This is a genomic window from Flavobacterium frigidum, from assembly GCF_048286795.2.
Map to the genome: position 1 here is coordinate 1 of NZ_JBLVPT020000004.1, position 22,369 is coordinate 22,369.

18 protein-coding genes are annotated in these 22,369 nt (G+C 32.2%); 8 read left to right on the top strand and 10 right to left on the bottom strand.

Features of this window, described 5'->3' with window-relative positions; all coding sequences use genetic code 11:
• Positions 1–122 precede the first annotated feature (122 nt).
• The 7 genes from ACNQGB_RS06455 to ACNQGB_RS06485 all read left to right on the top strand — a co-directional run bounded on the left by ACNQGB_RS06455 (position 123) and on the right by ACNQGB_RS06485 (position 10,161).
• Complete coding sequence (locus ACNQGB_RS06455; RefSeq protein ID WP_472777091.1) at positions 123–2,951, top strand: type I restriction-modification system subunit M; 2,829 nt, start codon at positions 123–125, stop codon at positions 2,949–2,951.
• A 1-nt stretch (position 2,952) separates the two neighbouring features.
• Positions 2,953–4,200, top strand: a complete 1,248-nt coding sequence (locus ACNQGB_RS06460) for a restriction endonuclease subunit S (RefSeq protein ID WP_417944523.1) — start codon at positions 2,953–2,955, stop codon at positions 4,198–4,200.
• A gap of 10 nt (positions 4,201–4,210) precedes the next feature.
• Entirely contained in the window at positions 4,211–7,411 is a 3,201-nt protein-coding gene (locus ACNQGB_RS06465) for a type I restriction endonuclease subunit R (RefSeq protein WP_417944522.1), read from the top strand.
• A gap of 1 nt (position 7,412) precedes the next feature.
• A complete protein-coding gene (locus ACNQGB_RS06470; RefSeq protein ID WP_417944521.1) occupies positions 7,413–8,087 on the top strand; it encodes a M48 family metallopeptidase in 675 nt (224 codons plus the stop codon).
• Positions 8,088–8,127: 40 nt separating this feature from the next.
• Positions 8,128–8,274, top strand: a complete 147-nt coding sequence (locus ACNQGB_RS06475) for a hypothetical protein (RefSeq protein ID WP_417944520.1) — start codon at positions 8,128–8,130, stop codon at positions 8,272–8,274.
• Between the two features lie 475 nt (positions 8,275–8,749).
• Positions 8,750–9,655, top strand: coding sequence for an IS1595 family transposase (locus ACNQGB_RS06480; RefSeq protein ID WP_417944519.1), 906 nt, complete (start codon positions 8,750–8,752; stop codon positions 9,653–9,655).
• A 239-nt stretch (positions 9,656–9,894) separates the two neighbouring features.
• A complete protein-coding gene (locus tag ACNQGB_RS06485; protein ID WP_472777092.1) occupies positions 9,895–10,161 on the top strand; it encodes a transposase in 267 nt (88 codons plus the stop codon).
• A gap of 335 nt (positions 10,162–10,496) precedes the next feature.
• On the opposite strand, the gene bla is transcribed toward ACNQGB_RS06485, so the two are convergent.
• From bla to ACNQGB_RS06535, 10 genes are all read right to left on the bottom strand, one after another.
• Positions 10,497–11,384 (bottom strand): class A beta-lactamase, subclass A2, encoded by an 888-nt coding sequence (bla, locus tag ACNQGB_RS06490; protein WP_417944517.1) that lies wholly within the window; start codon positions 11,382–11,384, stop codon positions 10,497–10,499.
• Positions 11,385–11,394: 10 nt separating this feature from the next.
• Positions 11,395–12,321, bottom strand: coding sequence for an alpha/beta fold hydrolase (locus ACNQGB_RS06495; RefSeq protein ID WP_417944516.1), 927 nt, complete (start codon positions 12,319–12,321; stop codon positions 11,395–11,397).
• Positions 12,322–12,330: 9 nt separating this feature from the next.
• On the bottom strand, positions 12,331–13,386 hold the full coding sequence (locus ACNQGB_RS06500; RefSeq protein WP_417944515.1) for a serine hydrolase domain-containing protein: 1,056 nt from the start codon (positions 13,384–13,386) through the stop codon (positions 12,331–12,333).
• Positions 13,387–13,566: 180 nt separating this feature from the next.
• Entirely contained in the window at positions 13,567–14,787 is a 1,221-nt protein-coding gene (locus tag ACNQGB_RS06505) for an alpha/beta hydrolase-fold protein (protein ID WP_417944513.1), read from the bottom strand.
• Positions 14,788–14,930: 143 nt separating this feature from the next.
• Positions 14,931–15,539, bottom strand: a complete 609-nt coding sequence (locus ACNQGB_RS06510; protein WP_417944512.1) for a GNAT family N-acetyltransferase — start codon at positions 15,537–15,539, stop codon at positions 14,931–14,933.
• 373 nt (positions 15,540–15,912) lie between these two features.
• Entirely contained in the window at positions 15,913–16,314 is a 402-nt protein-coding gene (locus tag ACNQGB_RS06515) for a transposase (protein WP_417944511.1), read from the bottom strand.
• 488 nt (positions 16,315–16,802) lie between these two features.
• A complete protein-coding gene (locus ACNQGB_RS06520) occupies positions 16,803–16,973 on the bottom strand; it encodes a transposase (protein ID WP_417944525.1) in 171 nt (56 codons plus the stop codon).
• A 45-nt stretch (positions 16,974–17,018) separates the two neighbouring features.
• On the bottom strand, positions 17,019–17,174 hold the full coding sequence (locus ACNQGB_RS06525; RefSeq protein WP_417944510.1) for a hypothetical protein: 156 nt from the start codon (positions 17,172–17,174) through the stop codon (positions 17,019–17,021).
• Between the two features lie 217 nt (positions 17,175–17,391).
• Positions 17,392–17,925 carry an alpha/beta hydrolase gene (locus tag ACNQGB_RS06530; protein ID WP_417944509.1) on the bottom strand — a complete coding sequence of 178 codons (534 nt, stop codon included), beginning with the start codon at positions 17,923–17,925 and terminating at the stop codon, positions 17,392–17,394.
• A gap of 276 nt (positions 17,926–18,201) precedes the next feature.
• Positions 18,202–18,480, bottom strand: coding sequence for a helix-turn-helix domain-containing protein (locus tag ACNQGB_RS06535; protein WP_417944508.1), 279 nt, complete (start codon positions 18,478–18,480; stop codon positions 18,202–18,204).
• Between the two features lie 879 nt (positions 18,481–19,359).
• Between ACNQGB_RS06535 and ACNQGB_RS06540 the strand changes: the two genes are divergently transcribed.
• Positions 19,360–22,353 (top strand): SusC/RagA family TonB-linked outer membrane protein, encoded by a 2,994-nt coding sequence (locus ACNQGB_RS06540; protein WP_417944507.1) that lies wholly within the window; start codon positions 19,360–19,362, stop codon positions 22,351–22,353.
• Positions 22,354–22,369: the final 16 nt, after the last annotated feature.

Sequence of the window (22,369 nt, forward strand, 5' to 3'; positions counted from 1 at the left end):
CAAATTAAAATGAGGACATATAAAACAAAAAACACTTGCAAAAACGTTTTTGCAAGTGTTTAATTAAATATTTTTATCTAATAATCTGTATCGGTTATTCAGGACAAGACACAGCCGATATTTTGAGAGGTAAAATGGATGCTTCAGAATACAAAGAATTTATATTTGGAATGCTTTTTCTAAAAAGAATGTCCGATATATTTGAACAAAAAAGAGGGCAATATAAAAAAACCGATTATGCACATTTAGACGAAGAAACTCTTGCAATTGTTTTAGAAGATAAATTAACTTATAGTGATACTTTTTTTGTTCCTGCAAGAGCAAGATGGAATGAAGGTTTTATTGATGAAAATGGAAATCAACAACCACCAATAAAATATTTAAAAAGCAATATTGGTCAAATGCTAAACAAAGCATTAGATGCTATTGAAGATGCAAATTCCGAAACTTTATCAGGTATTTTTAAAGGTAGGATTAATTTCAACAAAGAAGTAGATGGAAAGGCAATTGTAAAAAACAATGACCTTATCAAGATGTTAGAACACTTCAATTCTTTTCCAGCGTTAATCAATGAAAACTTCGAGTTTCCAGATTTATTAGGTGCAGCTTACGAATATTTATTAAAACACTTTGCCGATGAAGGCGGAAAAAAAGGAGGGCAATTTTATACACCAAACCAAGTAGTTAGATTGTTAGTCCAATTGATGAAACCTGAAGAAGGAATGTCAATTTATGACCCAACAGCCGGTTCGGGAGGTATGTTGATTCAGGCGCATCAATATATTGAAGAGCAAGGGCAAGATGCTAATAATTTAGAATTGTTTGGTCAAGAAATGGACCCTACTGTAGTTGCTATTTGTAAAATGAACATTATTCTGCATAACATTTCAAAATACACAATTGAATACGGCGATACTTTAGAAGAACCATTAAATGAAAAAGATGGTCAATTATTGCAGTTTGACAGAGTAATTGCAAATCCTCCATTTTCTCAAAATTACAAAGAAGCTGAGATGAAATATAAATCTCGTTTTCCTTATGGTTTTGCTCCAGAAGATGGTAAAAAAGCTGATTTTATGTTTGTACAACATATGTTGGCAAGTTGTAAAAAGAACGGTAAAGTTGTCGTTGTAATGCCTCACGGAGTTTTATTTAGAGGTGGAAAAGAAAAGGAAATAAGAGAGGGAATGCTAAAAGATAATGTAATTGAAGGTATAATTAGTTTACCACCTCAATTGTTTTATGGTACAGGTATTCCTGCTTGCGTGATTATTTTAAATAAAAACAAACCTGACAACTTAAAGAATAAAGTATTTTTCATTAATGCTGACAAAGATTTTGCAGAAGGTAAAAAACAAAATTCTTTGCGTCCAGAGGATATTGAAAAAATCGATTATGTATTTACCAATAAAGTTGAAGAACCTAAATACTCTAAACTAGTTGATTTAAAAACGATTGAAGAAAACGAATTTACTTTAAACATTAGAAGATACGTTGATAATACTCCTGAACCTGAGCCCGAAGATGTAAAAGCACATTTAGTAGGAGGTGTTCCAATTACAGAAATAGAAGCAGTTCAAAGTTCCATTTGCAAAAAGTTTAATTATAATGGCAGTGTTTTGTTTAAAAATAAAAACGAACAGTACAAGGACTTTGCAATAACGGATAAAGCAGAAATTAATACCCAAATTGAAGAAGATAAAAATGTAGTCAATACTTTAGTAGATTTAGGCTTGCATTTAGCAGATTGGTGGCAATTGGCCAAAGAAGATTTTTCAACCTTAGCACCGGTTCAAGAAACTTCTCTAGAAAACTCAGCATCTGAAAGTATGTCATATTACGTTTCTCTCGGAGGTGATAAAATCCCAAAAGTTAGAAAAGAATTATTAGACACGATAAAAGAAAAGTTTGTTCCTGTTGGCGTATTAGATAAATTTCAAGTAGCAGGTGTTTTTGTAAATTGGTGGGATAATATTAAGTATGACCTTAAAACCATAATGCAAAACGGTTGGGATGCAGGACTTATTCCTGATGAATACCTTATCGAAGAATTTTTTACCAATGAACAAGCTGAAATTGAAAACCTTGAAATAAGCCAATCTGAAAAAGAAACCAATTTGGAGGAAGCTATTGAAGAGGCAATAAATCTTTTAGAATATGAAGCAGAGGAAGACGAAAAATTAACCAATGCTAGAGTAAAAGAGTTACTTAAAAAGAATATTGATTATTTGGTTAAAGAAAGAAAGAAGCTTAATGAAGCTAAACCATTTCAAGAAATCAATAAAACCATATTGAAATTGGAAGCTGAAATAAAAGAAATCAAAGCTACTTTAAAACTAAAACAAGCGGAATTGGAATTGAAATTAATTCTAAAACGTTACGGTTCTGGAGAAGAAAAAGAGGAAAGTGTCAAGCTTTTGAAAACAGTGAATACCGAATTGGATAAATTGAGTAGAGCAACCGATGAATTAATTTTTGAATTCAAAACTGATTTAAAAAACAGTTCCGATTTTGCGAATATTAAAAAATCAGTAACAGCATTAGAAAAAGAGCTAAAATCAAATAAAACAAAGGAAGCGGAAACACTATTGAAATTATCAAAAGTGATTGAAGCAAAAAAACAAATTGCTGAAATATCAAAACAAGTTACAGCACTAAGCAAAGACAAGGGTATCATTTCCAATAAACTAAATAAATTAGATAATTTGTTAACTGAAATTGGCGGAATGATAACTACTGATGAAGCCCAAAAGCTAATTCTTAAAAAACATTTTGCTATTATAAACAACCAATTACAACGCTACCTAAACGCTGAAAAAAGAGCTTTAATTGGTGCTTATGAAAACCTTTTCGACAAGTATTTTGTTTCGGCTGATAGTATAGAAAAAGACAGAAACAAAACAATGAAAGAATTAAACGATTTTCTAACGGATTTAAATTATTTGAATTAAGATGGAAGAAAAAATAAATGATATTCCTGATGGATGGACTAGTGAAGATTTTGGTAATTTAATTTCTGATAAAAGAAAGTCTACTTTAAAAGTTTCAGATGCAACTAATTTTGGAGTTTATCCATTTTTTACAAGCGGTGAAGCAATTCTTTTACATAACGAAAAACAAATAGATGGCGAAAATATTTTTTTAACGACTGGTGGTGTAGCAAATGTAAAGTATCATAACGGAGAAGTTGCTTATTCAACCGATACTTATGCTATCACCTCAAATGAAATAATCAATGTAAAATTCCTGTTTTATTATTCTCAAAACATAATAAGCTACATTAATCTTAATTATTTTCAAGGTAGTGGATTAAAACACCTTCAAAAAAAGGATTTAAAAAAACATAAAGTTGATTTTCCTAAAACATCAAAGGAACAAAATAAAATTGCAGATATCTTATCAAAAGTTGATAAAGCAATTTCAGAAACCGAAATAAACATTGCAAAATACAATCGAATTAAAACAGGTTTAATGCAAGATTTGTTGACCAAAGGTATTGATGAAAAAGGTAATATTAGAAGTGAACAAACACACGAATTTAAAGATAGTCCAATAGGCAGAATACCGAAAGATTGGGACGTATTAAAACTATGGGAAATCGGTTCTAAAAAAAGCCCATATTTAAAAACTGGACCATTTGGTTCTTCATTGAAAACAGAACATTGGGTAGATGAAGGTATGCCAGTTATTACTATTGGTTCTTTAGGTGATGATGATTTTATTCAAGAGAACTTGTTGTTTATTTCAGAAAAAAAAGCCAATGAATTATCAGCATATAAATTAATTCAAGACGATATACTTTTTTCAAGAGTGGCAGAAATAGGCAGGTCATTAGTAATAAAACATAAGCAATCAGGTTGGATTATGTCTTCAAATTTTATGCGGTTAAGATTAGATCAGAACACTTATTTATCTGACTTTATTTATCTTCTAATTAAATATAGTAATGCTTTTCAAAAGCAAATTACCGAAAATGTTAATGAAAGTGGTAGAAGTGTAACAAATTCTGGCATATTAAATTCTTTTATTTTTCCTAAGGTTGAAATTAATGAACAAAGGAAGATTTTAGAAAAAATTAATTTAATTAATGATTTTCTAAATAATTTAAAAATCGAATTGAACAAACTAAAATCCACCAAAAAAGGATTAATGCAAGACCTATTATCAGGTAAAAAAAGAGTAACGCATTTAATAAATTAAATAGGATTCAATGATAGTAACCAACGATAACAAGTACAGAGGAAATTTGGGTTCAAGTCTAAAACTAGACGAGTATTCACATGTTGAAAAACCTTTTTTAGAGCAACTAATTCACTTAGGTTGGGCATCAGGCAATAACGAAGTATTAGAATTAGCATTGCAGCAAACGCCACAACAAAGTTATCGTACTTCATTTTCGGAGGTGGTTTTACATCCAAAATTACGACAATCCTTAAAAACGATTAATCCTTTCTTAACAGAGCCACAAATAGACGATGTAGTTCGCAAAATAACTACGTTTGAAAAAAACAGCTTAATAGAAAGCAATCAAAAAATATTAGATTTACTATTAGAAAACACAACCGTTTCTAAAAATGAAGAAACGGGAGAACTGAGTCCAACGGTTCGTTACATTGATTTTGAAAATGTAGAAAACAATATTTTTACTGCTATATCACAATTCAAAGTAAACATTCCAGGAACTGATCATAACATTATTCCTGATATTGTTTTATTTATTAATGGTTTGCCAATAGTTATAGTCGAAGCAAAATCATCAAAAGTAAAAGAACCAATTCCAGAAGCAATTGACCAATTATTGCGATATTCAGAGCAACGTGGCGATAGCGGAGAAGGAAACAAAGAATTATTTTTTTACAATCAATTTGTAATTACAACCTGTAGTTTAGAAGCTAAATTTGGAACAATTACAACAAATATTCCAAAACATTTTTATCGTTGGACAGATCCTTATCCAAAATCATTGAATGATTTAGTTCACGGCAAATCATCACCGAACGATCAACAAAGATTAGTGGCTGGAATGTTAGACAGGAGAAATCTTTTAGACATCATTCAAGTATTTACAGTTTTTCAAATAAACGATAAAGGAAAGAAAATAAAAGTAGTTGGAAGATACCAACAATTCAGATCGGTAAAACTAACAACCAAACGTTTAATAGAGGGAAAGAATCCATTAGAACGCGGAGGTATTATTTGGCATACTCAAGGCTCTGGAAAATCATTAACGATGATGTTTTTGGTTCGCGAAATGCGTTTAAAGCCCGAATTACTTTCTTGGAAAATTGTTTTTGTTACTGATAGAACGCAATTGGAAGAACAATTATCAGAAACAGGCGGAAGTATTGGTTTCAATATTAAAACAGCTAATTTTATAAATCCAAAAGCGACACCAAATGGACAAAGTTTAAAAGAATTATTAGCAACTGATAATTCTGATTTGGTGATGGCAATGATACATAAGTTTCAAGAAAACGGAGATTTAAGCGGGTTGCAAATATTTCCTGAACTTAATCCAAATGCTAATATTTTGGTAATGACAGATGAGGCTCATCGTTCTCAATATTCATTATTAGCTGCTAATTTAGATAAAGCATTACCCAATGCAACTTCAATAGGTTTCACAGGAACACCAACAGGAAAAACAGAAAAAAAATACAAAGATTATATTGATAAATACACAATGCGTCAAGCTATTGATGATGGTGTAACATTAGAGATTGTCTATGAAGGATTAACACACAATGCCGAAATTCCTGATAAGTCAGGAATGGATAAAAAATTTGAAGATGTTTTTAGTGAATATACATTAACAGAACGGTTGCAAATATTAGGTTTTGGTACTCGTAACGCCTATTTAGATGCTGTTGAAACTATTAAAGATAAAGCTACCCATATGGTCAATCATTATGTAGAACATATCTTTTCAGGTGGATTTAAAGCACAAATTGTAGCTAATTCTCGTGAAGCCTGTGTAAGATATAAAGTAGCTATAGATGAAGCATTAAAAGCAAAAATAACAGCATTAGAAACATCAAATCCAATGTTGGTTAATATTGAAGTTTTAAAGCAGTTGGAAACAGCTGTTGTAATTTCGGGTGACCACAATGATAAACTTCATATTAAAGCTTTTACAAATAAAGAGTACCATAAAAAAAGTACCAAACGTTTCAAATTACCATTTGGAACTACAGATGAAGAAGATAAAGCGGTAAACGGTAACGTGGGAATTATTATTGTAAACAACATGTTATTGACTGGTTTTGACGCACCAATAGAACAAGTAATGTATCTTGATAGAGTGATTGTTGCTCATAATTTGTTGCAGACTATCGCAAGGGTAAACAGAATAGGACCAGATGGAAAAGATAGAGGTTTTATTGTAGATTATGTTGGAGTTGGTCATCATTTGAAAAGAGCATTGGATACTTATGCCGAAAAAGAATTACAAGAGATTATCGATTGTATCACAGACGATGAAACCGAATTAAATGAGTTAATAAAAGCTCACGGAGACATTTGGGATTATTTAAAAGAGCAAGGTTTAGAAGACTTAACAGACATAGATGCTTTCTTTGACGTGTTTTACGATGAAGATATTCGTTTTGAATACATCAAGCTGTATAATAAATTAACAACTTGTTTTAATAATGTTTTGCCAAGAAAAGAGGCATTGGACTTCTTTACAGATTGGAAATCATTTACAGAAATAAATGCTTTAGCTAATAAACATTTTAGAGACAATCGTTTTAGTATGAAAGGTATTCCTCCAAAATTAAGAGGGATTGCAGATGAATTTCTTAAATCAAAAGGAATTGAACAAACTATTGCACCAATTTCTATTATTGCAGATGATTTCCTCAAAAATGTAAAAAACAAGGAGAGAACAAAAACCAAGGCTGCTGCAGTAGAACATGCAATTCGTCACTTTATTGATATTAATTTAGATGAAGATCCAGAATTATTTGCATCATTTTCAGAAGCATTAGAAAAGATATTAGAGAATTTCAAAGGGAATTGGAAAGCAATCTATGAAGAATTAGAAAAACTTCGTGAGATAATTAAAAATAGAGAAAGAGAAGAAACGTATGGCTTGGACCGTAAAAAGCAAATGCCCTTATTCCGAATTTTCAAAGCAGAATTATTCGACAACAGAGAATTAACCGAAGATGAAATAGCATTAAATGTAAATTTGACACAGCACATCTTTAATCTTGTAGTAACAGAAATAAAACTAACAGGTTTTTGGGATAGTGTACCGGCACAATCAAAACTCAAAGCAGAATTACAAAAAATGCTTTTGTCTCCAGAATTCAATAAAATACCAAATATAATTACAAAGAGAAGTGAGTTAATTTCAAGAATAATGGAGCTTTCTAAAACCAATCATTTCAAAATGATAGCAGACTAAAATGCAGATAGAGTACGAAATAAAATTTAGTAAAAGAAAAACACTCAATATCACCGTTGAACGTGATAGGAAAATTATTGTCCGTGCTCCATTGAATCTGTCATTAGAGAAGATTGAAGAAATCGTACAATCAAAAAGACAATGGTTAAAAGAGAAATTGAATCATATTCAAAAATATCCTGTTGATACAAAGCCAAAAGAGTTTATATCAGGAGAAACACTATTGTATTTAGGAAGAAACTATCAATTATTAGTCGTTGATGAAACAATTGAAGGTGTTGAGTTTAACCAACGATTTAGAATTTCAAGAGAAAATCAAGAAGCAGCTAACAAATTATTTAAAGTTTGGTATATGAAACAAGCATTAAGTAAAATAGAACCATTAGCTAAAATGTATGCAACCAATTTGGGCGTTAAATTCAATGAATTTAAAACATCACAAATGAAATACCGTTGGGGTTCTTGTACACCAAACAACAATATCATTTTCAATTGGAGAATAATCAAAGCACCAATGTATGTTTTGGAATATTTAGTAGCACACGAATTAGTTCATCTAATAGAAAATAATCACACACCACGTTTCTGGAATATTCTTTCTATTCAAGTACCTAATTATCAAAAAGCAAAAAATTGGCTTAAAGTAAATGGACATTTGTTGGAAGTGGATTTTTGATTTATAAAAAATATTCACTTTTTTTTAATAAATTTGAATTATGAATTTAGAAAGTATTATAGCAACAATTGCTTCTTTAGTATCCATTGTAGTGGCTGCTAAAAATGATACACCTTTATTCTCCCTTTTTAAAAAAAAACTGTTTTTAACTTTTTTTGACCCACAACTTTTTAATGGGTCACTTTAAATCGATTAAAATCAATTGTTTAAGCACAAAAAGGATTAGAACCTGTGACCCTCGTTTTTAAATTGATATAAAAAAAAGGCTTTTAGAGAGTGGTGTGCGGAAGATTTTTTCTTCCGACCACCACTTGATTAACCAGACTTTGAAACTCCAAGATAAATATTTGAAATCAATATAATTATTAATCTTATCCTTTATACCTTTTAACTGTTTTGAATCTTTTAAAAAATGGTTCGTAAATAGTTCCTCAAGAACCACCATAATTTACAAACCTCCAAAATAATTTGATTTTGGAGGTTTTTTTTGTTCAAAAATTGACTGGTAATTTATAAAATTTTCCAAAACCATACATTACTAACAATAGTACGTTTCCATTGCGTAAGGTGTAAGATATAATTCAATATCAATACTAGTTTTTTGATTGTCCGTAATTACCAATAATTAAATTTAGTTTAGTATTTTTGATAAAAAATCAGATATGAATTTATTCAGTTTTACGGCAAATTTTGAAAGTGAAGAAGCTTGCAGGCTTCATTTTAAGGAAGAAAGCGATAAGATTGGTGTTCAATGTAAGTGTGGTAGCAAAGAACATTTTTGGATAAAAAGTGTTTGGAGTTATGAGTGTAAAAAATGTAGAAGCAGAATCTCATTACGAAGTGGAACCATTATGCAAAGTTCTAATTTGTCATTTTTGATTTGGTATAAAACTATGTTTTTGATGACAGCTACAAAAAAAGGTTTTTCCAGTAAAGAAATTCAAAAACAGCTTGGATTGAAACGTTACGAACCCGTTTGGGCAATGGTTCATAAGCTACGAAAAGCAATGGGAAATAGGGATGCCCGCTATACATTGGAAGGAATGATAGAGTTTGATGAAGGTTATTTCACTGTTGAATCTTCAGAAAAAGAAAAAGAAAAAGGAGTTCGAGGTCGTGGAGCTGCGGGAAAAATAAATACAGCAATTATGGCGGAATCAACACCGCTTGAAGATATTGAAACAGGAAAAAAATCAAACCAGTGTAGATATTTTAAAGCTAAAGTTTTGACTGATCATACTGCTGAACAAATTAATGAAACTATTCAAGAATCAATTTCTGAAAGGAGTATTCTTTTTACAGATAAAAGTACATCTTATATTGATATTGCAGACTTTGTTGAGATTCATATAACAGAGAAATCTAATAAAGAAACAACAACAGAAACTTTAAAATGGGTACATATTGCAATAAGTAATGCTAAACGTAATTTTTTAGGAAATTATCACAAAATCAAAGGGAAATATCTTCAATTATATCTAAATGAGTTTGTTTATAAACTCAATCGAAGATATTTTGAAGAAAAATTATTCGATAGGCTAGTAATAGCAAGCATTACGGGATTATGAATAAAAACGGACAATCAATAATATATTTTTTACATCCATAATGTTTTTATTTACGTTTGGCAAAATTGCATACAACGTCAGTCTGTGAAAAAACCTTCATTGTATTATCACCAAATATAACAAAATACTTGTGTAAAAAGAAGATTATTCTTATTTTTAAGAATGCAACACATCACCGGAATTTCCCGTCAACAAATGCGTTTTTCAAGTTTAGAAGATACTATAAGCCCGATAATTTGGTGCGATTAATATATGCCTTTGTCGAATATATTGACATCTCTAAACTTGATTTTGCTATAAAAATGCTCAAGACCGAAGGTCGCCCGAGTTTCAATAGTAAAGTATTTCTAAAGATCTATTTATACGGTTATCTCAATGGAATCAGGAGTGGTCGAGATATAGAAAAGAAATGTTTCAGAAACATTGAAATACAACGGCTTTTAGAAGGTATTCGTCCCAATTACCACAACATTACAGCTTTCAGAAAAATAACGCAATCGCATTAAAGAAAACTTTCAAACTATTTGTTTAGTCATTGAAAGATGCTGATTTGAAAAGTGGCGAAACCAGAGTTATCGATGGTTTTTTGGGGGTAGCCAAAACACAATTTCCTATCAAAACTAATTTTATGGGTAAGGTAACTTGTGTTCAAAAGTGAACGAAAATACGAAACTAAACCCAAAATCCTTCTCAAAAAAAATAGGACACTAAATCCTCTTGACATTTTCTCTCAAAACTTTACGAAAACTCCATAGTACCTGCCAGTGACCGGTTCCGTTTAACAGAAATTTCATTGTTTGTGCTACGCACGCAACGAAATTCTAGCTGTTGGTGGCAGTTTTTATTTTTTCGTGTAATAATCCCAAGTTGCTTTTGTTATGTCTGCAATTATTTTTTCAGTATTTTCTTTTGTTTCTGTTATATTTTTCAAGTAAACTGAAATAATTAAATGTTTACCGTTTGGAAGTTTTACAATTCCAACATCGTTCAATGCAACTCGCAGATTATCATTATTAGTTCCTGAAATTCCTGTTCGGTGTGCTAATTCCGTTCCTTCGGGAAGTCCTGCTTTCATCCAGGTATTTCCTCTCGAACATTCTACCATAATTTGATACAAATAGTTTGTGGATTCTTTTTTGAGAACTTGTCCTTTGTAGAATTTCTCTAATATTTCAGTAGTTGCCAATGCTGTTGTAGTGTTGATATATAAGTTCTCCCAAGTTTGCATTTCTTGTTCGTTTACCTTTATCACAAAATCTTGTATACCTTGTTTACGGATAAATTTTTGAACGGTTTTTGTACTGCCAATTAATTCTAAAAGAATATCACAACCATTATTATCGCTATGTGAAATGGTATATCTCAACAATTGGTCTAATGTCAAATGCATATTTCCGTTTGGATATTCGTCTCTTATTGGACTCCAAGTATCTTCGTGCAAATCTTCTTTTTTTATAAAAAATTTCTGATTTAAAGATATTTTGCCTTTATCAACTTCATTCAAAACCGCCAATGCAATATGGAATTTGAAAACGCTCATCATCGGCATTTTCATATTTCCATTGATACTCAAAGTGTCTTTGTCTTCAATTCCTTTTATTGAAACTCCAATGGTTACATTTTTGGTTGAGATGATTTGATTAAGTTCTTTGCCAAGTTCATTCATGTTTTGGGCAAATAGTTGAACGGAAAAGAGAGAAAGGCAGAGTAGGAATATTATTTTTTTCATAATTAAATTATTATTTTAACCATTTTACAATTGTGTTAATAAATATTTGTTGTTGGTCTACAAACATATAATGTGAACAATTTTCTATGATTTTGAAATTTTGTTTTTTTACTATTTTCTCCAAATCAATTAATTGCTTTTCTGAAAAAACACCGTCTTGTTGTCCGTAAATCCCAAATAATTTTACCTGTTTTATTAGATTTTTTAAAATTGGTTTTGTGTCAATATTATTTTTGCTTTCATTTTTATAGAATAAAATAGGTGCATTGTCATTTCTAATGTTTTTTTTACCAAATTCACTCAATTCATAATTTTCACGAAGTTTGTTCGCATCTGCCGTTGGAAAAGGCATTTTGAAATAGTTATTCTTGCTTGCAACTTCATAACATTGTTTTCTGTATTGTGCAGAGTTTTTTGGAAGCTTCTCAATTTTAGAAATTTCAGAGAGCATCAAACTATCTTTTTTTTCTTTATAATTTTTCCGGGATGTTTTCAAAATATGATCATACGTTTCTTGTTGAGAAAACAAAGCACCTGCAAGTATCAGTGAATTTACTTTTTCAGGATTTTGCTCGGTAAAAAGCGTTCCAACTAAACCACCAAAACTGTGAGCAATAATAGTTGCTTTTTTAAGGTTGTAGTTTTTGTAAAGTTCATTCAAATCTTTAATCGCTTCTTGATAAGTAAATGTGGCACTAGTATCAATGGAACGACCTTCGCCACGCCTGTCATAAACAATTACATAAAACCCTTTTTCGGCTAATTTTTGGGCAGTTGTTCCTTCAAAAAGTGTCGAATTTCCTCTCGGTCCACCGTGAATAAAAAGGATTGCAGGATTTTCACTTTGCCCATACGTTTTTGAGTAAATAGTGTAATTTGTTTGTGCATTTACTATAGATGATATTATACTGCAAAACAGCAATAGTACTTTTTTCATTGAAGCGATTTATTTCAAAAGTTTACTTTCTTTAACTATTTTTCTAATTTCCTGCTCGAAGTAATAAGCAATTTCAAAGTTTTCATTGGCTTGATTTTCCATCACTATGACACTTGTTTTGGTTTTAGGGTAGTATAAATTTACTGCTGTAAATCCTTCGCTTGGATGAAAACCAGTATGTCCAATTTCGTAGATATTGGCTTTATCGTTAATTCGCAAACCATAACCATAACCAATAGGATTTTTACTAAAAAGTTGATGTTTGTTGGTAATAGAATAATTAGTCATCAGTTTGTAAGTGGCAGTTTTTAATAGTTTTCCATTATGCAAACATTCGTTCCATTTAGCTAAATCTGTTGCGGTAACAATTAAATGACTTCCCCAATACTTGTCAGGTGTAAAGCTGATTTTGTCAAATTGCGTTATCGTTCCCTCTTTTTTTACAAGGTGTCCTTTAGTCAAAAAAATACTATTGGTTTCGTTAGGATAATAGCTGTTGTTCATTTTGCATTTCTTAAATAATGCCGTTACTAACGTTTCAAAACCTTTCCCACTTTGCTTTTCCAATACCATTCCAGCCACATAATAGCCAACATTTGAGTAGTTGAATGCAGTACCTGGTTTAAATTTCAAAGGCTTGTCTATGCTTTCGCTGTACAAACCTGAAGTGTTGTTAAGTAATTGATGAATAGAAACGGTGTCTGCCCAAGAATATTTTAAATCGGGTAAATATTTACGAATTGGTGTCTGCAAATCAATCGTTCCTTTTTCAACTTCTTGTAAGATAAGCGTAGCCGTAAATTGTTTTGCTATCGACATTGTAGAGAATTTGTCGTCGATTTTTAGAGGTGTTTTTTTGTTTAAATTAGCAAATCCGTATGCTTTAACATATTTCAATTTTCCGTTTTGTTGAATGTAAATTACTCCGTTAAAATCTCTTGGATTTTTAGTTTGTAGTAAACTGTCAATTTTTGTTGAATAGTTTTCTTTTTTCTGTGCTGATAAATTGCAACTTGTAAATAGAATTGTTGTTGTAAGTATTGTTAGTCTAAAAAATTGTTTCATTTATGTTCTGAAAATTATTAAATATTTGTGTCTGTCTAGTGGTTATGATCGGTTCGGTAAAATTGCCACCAAATTCAGTTCGTCTAAAAACCTCCAAACGAACTCAATTTTGTTAATTAGAAAGTAAATATATAGGATTTAAACTACAATTAAGATTCTTTCTGTAAAAAAGCGGCTGTTTTATTTCCTCGCTTGTAGCTTCTTTAGTTTCTTTCTAGTTTCGGACGCTTCTTTCAAGGACAATGCCTTTTCAAATGATTTTATTGCATTTATGGTATCATTCTTTTCAACATAAAAGTCTCCCATAGAATCATAGGCGTTTGCACTTGCGGGATAATTATCGATATTCATCTTGAAAAAGCTATATGCTTTGTCATAAAGTTTGCCTGACAGATTATTATATCCTAAAAAATTGATAGTGCTTTGTGGTGGTAGCACAGAATAACCTACCATTACAGAAATATTTTGATAATGATTTTGAATATACTCTGCATTTATCGAACGATCGTCCAGTTCCTTGGGTAATTCATAATTTTTAAAAAAGTAACGCAAAGCATCATATTCAGCAATAAGTGGTACAGATGGATGATTATCATCAGTATAATACTTCCACTTCCAGTCCAGCTTTTTATTTTTACTTTTGTTCAGTATTTCGCGGAATTGAAGATTATGCCTCACATGTAAATTGCCATTTGCCGTATCCTTTGCCACTCTGATAGTATCCATTTCCTTATTCATAGTATTTGCTGACGCAAAGAATAGTTTCTTCCCTGTATATTCTTTTTGTTCCAAAACAATCGCAGCTTGTTTCATGATGGTTTTATTATCCCACCAGATAGTCGGGTCAATTGCTACATAAGAATTGAATAATTTGGGATTATTAATAAGGGTATTTATCACCATTAATCCTCCCAAAGAATGACCAACAAACATGCGGTAGGGTTCAGTTTTATAGTGAGAATCGATATAAGGGATTAATTCTTTTTCGATAAATGAGATGAATTTTTCACCACCTCCTGAATTTTTAAAATGAGCCGTATCTTGTTCTCCATTCGACCATGACGTGCTATGGGTAGGTGTTAAATCCCTAACTCGATCGGTATTAACTATTGCCACTACTATCATTTCGGGCATCTTACCAATGGCACTTAAATATTGTACCATACCAGTTGTTGAATGAAAAAATGAGTAGCCATCTAAGAGATAAATTACCGGATAACGGGTTTTACTGTCAACACCTCCTGAAGTAGGTGTATAAACCAATATGTCTCTTTTCTCATTTAATATGGTAGAATGAATGGTCTCCATAGTACCGATAGAGATTTTGTTATCGTTTTGGTTGGAAGCTTGCCCGAAAATAAATAGAGGAAGAAAAAGAAGAATGTAAATAATAGTTCTCATAATTTTTTATGGTTTGTTATAGACGCTAACGTCGTTCTGGCGCTTTGAGATTGTGGGGAATTCGTAACCGAGTATTTTCTGCTTAACGGAAACGCGATGCGAAATGGTAATTCCACTAAAACTCCACTATATCAAAACGCCTGTTAGCGGTATGCTTTTATCTCGATTTGGTTTTTAATACTTTGTTTTACATTTTCCCATTCACTATCCAAAATACTATAAAAAGCAGTATTTCTAGGTACTCCATTCAGTTCTATTTTATCTTTTCTCAAAATTCCTTCAAATAGACCTCCAATTTTTTCAATTGCTTTTCTTGAGCGTAAATTATTATCTTTTGCTCTAAATTGAACTCTGTTAATTTTTAAAGTTTCGAAACAATAGTTGAGTAATAATAATTTACATTCTAGGTTTACAGTTGTTCCCCAATATTCTTTCATTATCCAAGTAACGCCTATTTCTATTTTTTTTTCATTAGGATATATTTCAAGAAATCTTGTAGTTCCAATAATTTTATTCGAGTGTTTGTGAACTATAACGAAAGGATATACTGTTCCTTTTTCTCGATCATTCATTGCATTGTTTAAATTCGGATAAAATATTTTTTCAACTGAATAGTCTACAGATGTTAGTTCCCATATTTCTTTATTAGATGCAGCAAGAAATAAATCTTCTAAATGATCTTTCTCTAAAGGAAGTAGTTCTATTTCATCTCCTTTTAAAATTATGGGATGATTAATCCAATTGTTCTTCATAATTATATCTTTTTTTAAGTTTACCGCTAACGTTAGTTCGTCTAAAAACCTCTAAACGAACTCTATTTTGTTAATGAGTGAGTAAATATATGTGATTTAAACTACAATTAAATTTATTTTTGGGAAAAGTCTCTTTAAGATTCTTAAAAGAAAAAGATCAGTAAAAATCCTTAAAAAACACTTTTAAAATGCAAAAATACAAAGTCACTACTTTCAGATATTGTTTTAATAGATTTTGGTCTATTAAATTAAAAATTCGACGCAGATTGTAAACTGTGAAAATCAATCCAACATCAGCCAAGGCGTGTTTGATGCTTTTCTTTGTCATGATATAATAAAAATCCCATTGGCGTTTTATTACTCTGTATGGATGTTATACTATGGCTTGCCGTCTGCGATAGATTTCATAATTGTTTTCGATTCTAATTTTGTTTTGATAAATCAAATCTGCATATTGGGAACGTTCGATTAGTCTGCTTTTGGCATTTTTCGTGCATTTTGTAAAGAGTTTGTAATTCAAGCAAGCGCTAGTTTTGTAATGCTTCATCTGGGTTATTGATTTACCGTTCTTTTTCACATACCAATTTCCTTTGGTGGTTAATGTTTCATTAGCAGGGCATGTATAGGAATCTGTAATTTTATCATATTTAAAATATTCTACATCAAAAGCGATATCAGGTGCATGTACAGCCGCTTCAGGGATTTCAACCAGTACATCAACGCCGAGTTTATTGGCATATTCAAATTCGCTTCCGGTGTGATTATCTCTTGTCATAAATAGCAGTAAAATTAGTGTGTCCTAAAATCGTTTTGGTACGGCGTAACATTCCGCCCATTACTTTAGAACCATTTTCATTAGTTACTTTGAAATCAATAGGAATGTTGTGCAGTGCATCTACTGTGGTTTGAACCGTGTAGGCTACTTCCGAGATGTTGTTTCGAGTCCTGGTTTGGCGACTATCAGGATCTGAAGTGGAGATTTGGGTAACTCTTGTAGTATCAATTGTGTTTTGATACCCAATGTATTTTTGCTTTTGAACGATGTGTTTTTTTATCCTATTTACTATAATTTGTTTTCTAAAACATCACCATTTTATTTGGCTAAGGCCGAGTTATATTCTCCGAGTTTAGCATAGATATAAGCTATTTGACGTTCTATTTTACTAGGATTGAAATTGTTTTTCTTAGAGTTTTATGCTCTAAGTTTAGTGCTGTTTTCAGCGACCAAAGCACCACCAATGAGTTCAAAGTGCGTTGCTAGTTTTATGTTGCCCGAAAAACACGAGCAATGGCTTTAGGGTTGTTTTTTCGGAAATTAGCAATTCTATTGTGTTCCGGAACCAAACCTTTAAACAGCCACATGAGTTCAATATTTCGGCAGCATTCTTTTTCTAAAGTTCTAGAGGAACGCATGCGATTGAGATAGCCGTAAATAAAGAGTTTGAGTAAATACGAAGGATGATAAGCAGGTCTTCCATTCTAGACAAAATCGAAAGTGAATCCAAAATCAGGGAGTTTAAGACTGTCAACAAAAAGGTCAATGAGCCTGATTTCGTAGTCTTGCGTAATGGCATCATCTATCGATGATGCAAAAAGCGGGAGTTGGTTTCTGTTGGTTCCGTTCATGAATTTCATACTTGAATGTACAAAAAGGCAATCAGTAGGGCAAATATTTTGAACGATTTTAAGTACAAATAAGTCGTAGGAAAGAAAAGAGCTTATTAGACAGTTTGACGTTGCGGCGTTTGGCAAAAAAGCGGGTTCAGTACTTAAATGAAGTTTTGTACGTCGTATCAAGTTCAGTAATGATAGACAGTTTAGAGCTTCGAAATCCGCTTCTTCGCCAAGCCTGTTAGCGGTTCGGCTTTGTTTGTTCAATGATTTTCTTACACACATCAATAGCTGTTTTTTTATTACTGTAAAATTCGTGTTCCTCTTCTTTATAAATGTTTATTTCTATGTTAAGTTCTCTAAACCAATTATCTATGGGTTTGTACTTGTCATTTTCCGCATAAAATAAATTTATTACACAATCTGGACGTTTATCTTCATACCTCAATCTAGTAGAAGAAATTGCAGTTAAACTCTCAACATTCAGTCCGTCAAGTATTGCTTTCCAAGCTATAAAACCACCGATACTAAATCCCAATACATTAACAATTTTTTTTTCTTTGTCAAGTAATGCTTTTACAGCAATTTTTACTCCACCATTAGTAAATTGCTGGTGAATGCTATCTTCAAAGTATTCTGACAAATCAATCTTTGCCAATTCGCAACAGTCATAGAAAACAACTTCAAAATGATTTTCTAAAATTGTTACATAATAATTAATCCAATCTGATTTTCGCTTGCCCCATATGTCTGATAGTATTATTAATTTTTTCATCTACGATTACGTTGTTTCTTTATGCTGACCGCTAACTTGTATATATATGATAGCGTCCAACTTATCTACCCAAAATTGGGTTGCTATGTCTTACAAACATCAGCATTTATTTAAATCAAATATATAATATTATCTTATGAATCAACACATAAGCTTTTTATTCGAGTACCCAGAGATAAAGATTTGCTTACCGCCATAAAACAGAAAAAGATGCGTCCGCATCTTTTTATTTTATTTTTTTATTCGTTACAGTTCACTGTCATTGTTTGACTTATTTTACTTCCGTTTTGCATTTTCTTTAATAAACTTATCTATATTAATTTCAACGTTTAAGATATTGATAGTTTTGAGATTAAGTGCTTTTCCAAGAAAAATTAATTTTTCTAACGTAGGATTAGCGCTACCTCTTTCAATTGTACCAATTAAATGTTTTGTTAAACCAATATTTTTATCAGCAAGTTCTTGCTGAGAAATATTTCCATTATTATAGTCTGAGCTTGGTATTTTTTCACGGAGTTTTCTCATTTCTTCTCCTAACTTTTCTTTTTCAGTCACATCGTTCTTATTAGCTTTTGCTAAAATTCATGCTTATTTACGAAATTAATGGTATGATATATCATACCATGTTATTTTTTTATTATATTTGTAATATAATTGCATATTAAATGTAATTTTGCGATTCTTCATTTAAAATTATTTGAAGCATTCGCTTTGAATCTCGCGTCGAAAAACTGGTACTTTAAGCAACGAGATGATAAGTAAGATGCTCACGTCCCATGGCGTGGGCTCACTTATTGTTGCACGGTATACCAGTACCTTCGGCGCAGTAAGCTGAGTTCCATGCCATTTTTTATGCGCAAAAGTAACTCCTTTTTATTCATAGCAAATCTTCTTTTTTAAAGTATCGTAAATCAATCAATTAATTAAATTAGTTTGTTTGGAAACGCACTGCCTGAGTTGGGCTGCAACTAGCAACGGCAGTGTACTTTCCTAAAAAAAAAACATAAATTCAAAAGCCTTTGCACCCAAAAAAAGAGTGCTCTCAAGATCTTCGCTATCAGCAATAGCGCAAATCGAAATCATAAATTGAAAAACAGAAAACAACAACGAAAAGATGAAATACTATAAAACTATAAAAGTTACTTTAATTCTAGCTTTCATTACACTGGTAATTTGTTGGCTTTATGGTTCCAATGCTTTTATATAAACAGCAATAACTAAGAAAAATAACTATTTATTTTCACATAACACAGCTTGCTTCGATGTGACAACACCTAATAAAATTCAGATAACGCCTATGACTTAAAAATAAAAATCTATGCCTTAGCGCTTTCGAGGCTAATCACAAAAAAAAAGGCCCTCTAACTCTTCTTGCTGGACGAATAGAGGACCAAAGCAAACTAAACCGAAGTCTCATTTTACCAATTCAAAAGTATGAAAAAAAAATCATTTTTGAAGTTTTGGACAACAACACAACTGTCCAAACTGTACTGCATCCTTTTCCTGTGCTTCACAACAGGATTAAATGCGCAAACACGATCTATCAAAGGTAAAATTACCGATGATACCAGCACAGTTCCTGGAGTAATCATCAAGGTTAACAATAAGCCAACAACAACATTTTCTGATGAAAATGGAAATTACACCATACTAGCAGAGGAGAATGATGTTTTGGTTTTTTCCTATCTAGGTTATAAAACGATTCAAATTGTAGTTGCAAATCAAGCAACTATCAATGTAAAATTGACTGAAGATGCAACTACTTTAGAGGAAATCGTAATAAATGCCGGATATTACTCTATTAAAGAAAAAGAGCAAACGGGTAGCATTGCAAGAATGACTGCAAAAGACATCGGCAAGCAACCTGTTACAAATGTATTAGCCGCAATGCAAGGAAGAATGGCAGGTGTCAATATCATTCAAGATGGGGGAACTCCCGGCGGTGGTTTCCAAATTAAAATTAGAGGTCGCAACAGCATTCGTCTTGATGGAAATGAACCATTATACATTATTGATGGAGTTCCCTATTCTAACGAGTCCATAGGAAGTGCGAACACATCAACGGCATTACCAAGCCAAGCCAGCCCGCTCAACAGTATTAATCCCAATGACATTGAAAGCATCGAAGTATTAAAAGATGCTGATGCGACTGCAATTTACGGCTCAAGGGGAGCAAATGGTGTGGTCTTAATTACTCGAAAAAAAGGAAAATCAGGCAAAACAAACATTTCAGTAACTGCCTCTACGGCCGTTGGTACAGCGACTAAATTTTTAGATCTGATGAATACGCAGCAGTATCTTTCGATGCGTAAACAAGCATTTATCAATGATGGAATCCCAATCTCGGATACTGATTATGATGTAAATGGGGCTTGGGATCAAACTCGATATACTAATTGGCAAAAGGAATTATTAGGTGGTTCAGCAACAATTAATGACTTTAGAACCAGTATCTCTGGTGGTACTGAAACAACACAATTCTTGATTAGTGGGAATTACAGAACCGAGGGAACAGTCCTTCCGGGAGATTTCAGGTACATTAAAGGAGGGATTCTTAGCTCAATAAACCACACTTCTTTAGATAAGAAATTCAAAATCTCTTTTTCGGGAAATTACACGGCACAAGATAATCTACAAGCAGCGACAGATTTGACGTTAACAGCGCGTTATTTGGCACCAAACGCTCCCGCACTTTACGATTCAAATGGTAATTTAAACTGGGAAAATGATACCTTCGAAAACCCTTTGGCACCCCTAAAAAGCACCTACCGCGCGAACACCAATGACTTAGTAACCAACAGCGTGTTGTCTTATGAACTAATTTCAGGTTTAGAAATAAAATCAAATTTTGGTTTTACCGATTTAAAAACCAAGGAAGTTCGAACGATACCATCCACCATTTACAATCCCGTTTACGAAGTTGGGAGTGACAATTCATCAATGTACTTAAACCTTACCAGCAGACAATCATGGATTATAGAGCCACAACTAAGAGGTTTCAAAAATTTTGGAAACCACAAATTTGATGTACTACTAGGGATGACAAGCCAACAGCAACGTACAGAACGCCTATTCCAATCGGGTATTGGTTTTGCAAACAACAATCTGATTAACAACTTAGCTTCTGCAATTACAAAAAACACAACCAATAGCGATACCTTTTTATACCGTTATCAAGCTTTTTTTGGTCGCATCAATTACAGTTACAACGAAAAATACTTTTTAAACTTTACAGGTCGTCGGGATGGATCCAGCCGATTTGGACCAGGCAAACAATATGCTAATTTTGGTGCTATTGGTGCTGCATGGATTTTTAGCAAAGAAAAATTCAATCCAGAAAATAGTAAAATGAATTTTGGAAAACTCCGTTTTAGTTATGGAACTACGGGCAATGATCAAATTGGAGATTATCAGTTTTATGATACCTACGGTACAACTGGTGCAAATTATCAGGGCATAATTGGGTTACAACCTACACGACTTTATAATGCCGACTTTGGATGGGAAACCAATCGCAAACTAGAATTAGCTTTAGAAACTGGTTTTTTTAAAGACAGAATTTTTAGCACGCTAGCATTTTATAGGAATCGTTCGTCGGATCAATTGGTGGGTATTCCTATGCCAGCTACAACAGGTTTCTTGTCATTGAATGCGAATCTTGATGCTACCGTTGAAAATTCAGGCTTTGAATTTTCCGTTAGAACCCTAAATATTGATTCAAACTCTTTTAAATGGTCAACAAACTTCAATGTGGCCGTTGCAAAAAATAAACTACTTTCTTTTCCGAATCTTTCAGGTTCCACTTTTGCAAATCGGTATGTGATTGGCCAATCAATTGATATTGTAAAATTATACCAAAGCAAAGGTGTTAATCCACAAACAGGATTATACGATTTTGTAGATTTAAATGGGGATGGAAGCATAACAGCAGCTGACAAGCAAATTAGCAAGGACTTATCTCCTAAATATTTTGGAGGCATCCAAAACCAATTGGACTATAAAAATTGGCAATTGGATTTTTTATTGCAGTTCGTAAAAAGAGACAATTATGATTACATTTCAAATGTTCCGGGAGGTGGTCAAGTAAACCAAAGCAACACTAGTGGTGACGCTTGGCAGCAAATTGGGGATCAAAGCAGTTCACAACTGCACACTACAGGACTAAATGGTGCAGCGGTAAGCACGTATTATAGGTACATAGAAAGTGATGCTGTAATTACAGACGGCTCTTTTATCAGACTAAAGAATATTTCACTTTCCTATGATATTCCGTTACAAACGACCACTAATGTAAAATGCAAACTTTTTATTCAAGGTCAAAACCTACTGACATTTACATCTTACAAAGCAGGTGATCCCGAGTTTAAGTTTTCAGGATTCCTACCCCCGCTAAAAGTGATCAGCGGTGGAATGACATTAAACTTTTAATCCTCAAAAAAATAGT

Bases quoted from the DNA above. Each gene is read 5' to 3' on its own strand.
- ACNQGB_RS06510 (WP_417944512.1), bottom strand. From the start codon at position 15,539: ATGAAGAACAATTGGATTAATCATCCCATAATTTTAAAAGGAGATGAA.
- ACNQGB_RS06480 (WP_417944519.1), top strand. From the start codon at position 8,750: ATGAATTTATTCAGTTTTACGGCAAATTTTGAAAGTGAAGAAGCTTGC.
- bla (WP_417944517.1), bottom strand. From the start codon at position 11,384: ATGAAAAAAATAATATTCCTACTCTGCCTTTCTCTCTTTTCCGTTCAA.
- ACNQGB_RS06540 (WP_417944507.1), top strand. From the start codon at position 19,360: ATGAAAAAAAAATCATTTTTGAAGTTTTGGACAACAACACAACTGTCC.
- ACNQGB_RS06460 (WP_417944523.1), top strand. From the start codon at position 2,953: ATGGAAGAAAAAATAAATGATATTCCTGATGGATGGACTAGTGAAGAT.
- ACNQGB_RS06470 (WP_417944521.1), top strand. From the start codon at position 7,413: ATGCAGATAGAGTACGAAATAAAATTTAGTAAAAGAAAAACACTCAAT.
- ACNQGB_RS06525 (WP_417944510.1), bottom strand. From the start codon at position 17,174: ATGAAATTCATGAACGGAACCAACAGAAACCAACTCCCGCTTTTTGCA.
- ACNQGB_RS06500 (WP_417944515.1), bottom strand. From the start codon at position 13,386: ATGAAACAATTTTTTAGACTAACAATACTTACAACAACAATTCTATTT.
- ACNQGB_RS06505 (WP_417944513.1), bottom strand. From the start codon at position 14,787: ATGAGAACTATTATTTACATTCTTCTTTTTCTTCCTCTATTTATTTTC.
- ACNQGB_RS06475 (WP_417944520.1), top strand. From the start codon at position 8,128: ATGAATTTAGAAAGTATTATAGCAACAATTGCTTCTTTAGTATCCATT.
- ACNQGB_RS06495 (WP_417944516.1), bottom strand. From the start codon at position 12,321: ATGAAAAAAGTACTATTGCTGTTTTGCAGTATAATATCATCTATAGTA.
- ACNQGB_RS06530 (WP_417944509.1), bottom strand. From the start codon at position 17,925: ATGAAAAAATTAATAATACTATCAGACATATGGGGCAAGCGAAAATCA.
- ACNQGB_RS06515 (WP_417944511.1), bottom strand. From the start codon at position 16,314: ATGACAAGAGATAATCACACCGGAAGCGAATTTGAATATGCCAATAAA.
- ACNQGB_RS06465 (WP_417944522.1), top strand. From the start codon at position 4,211: ATGATAGTAACCAACGATAACAAGTACAGAGGAAATTTGGGTTCAAGT.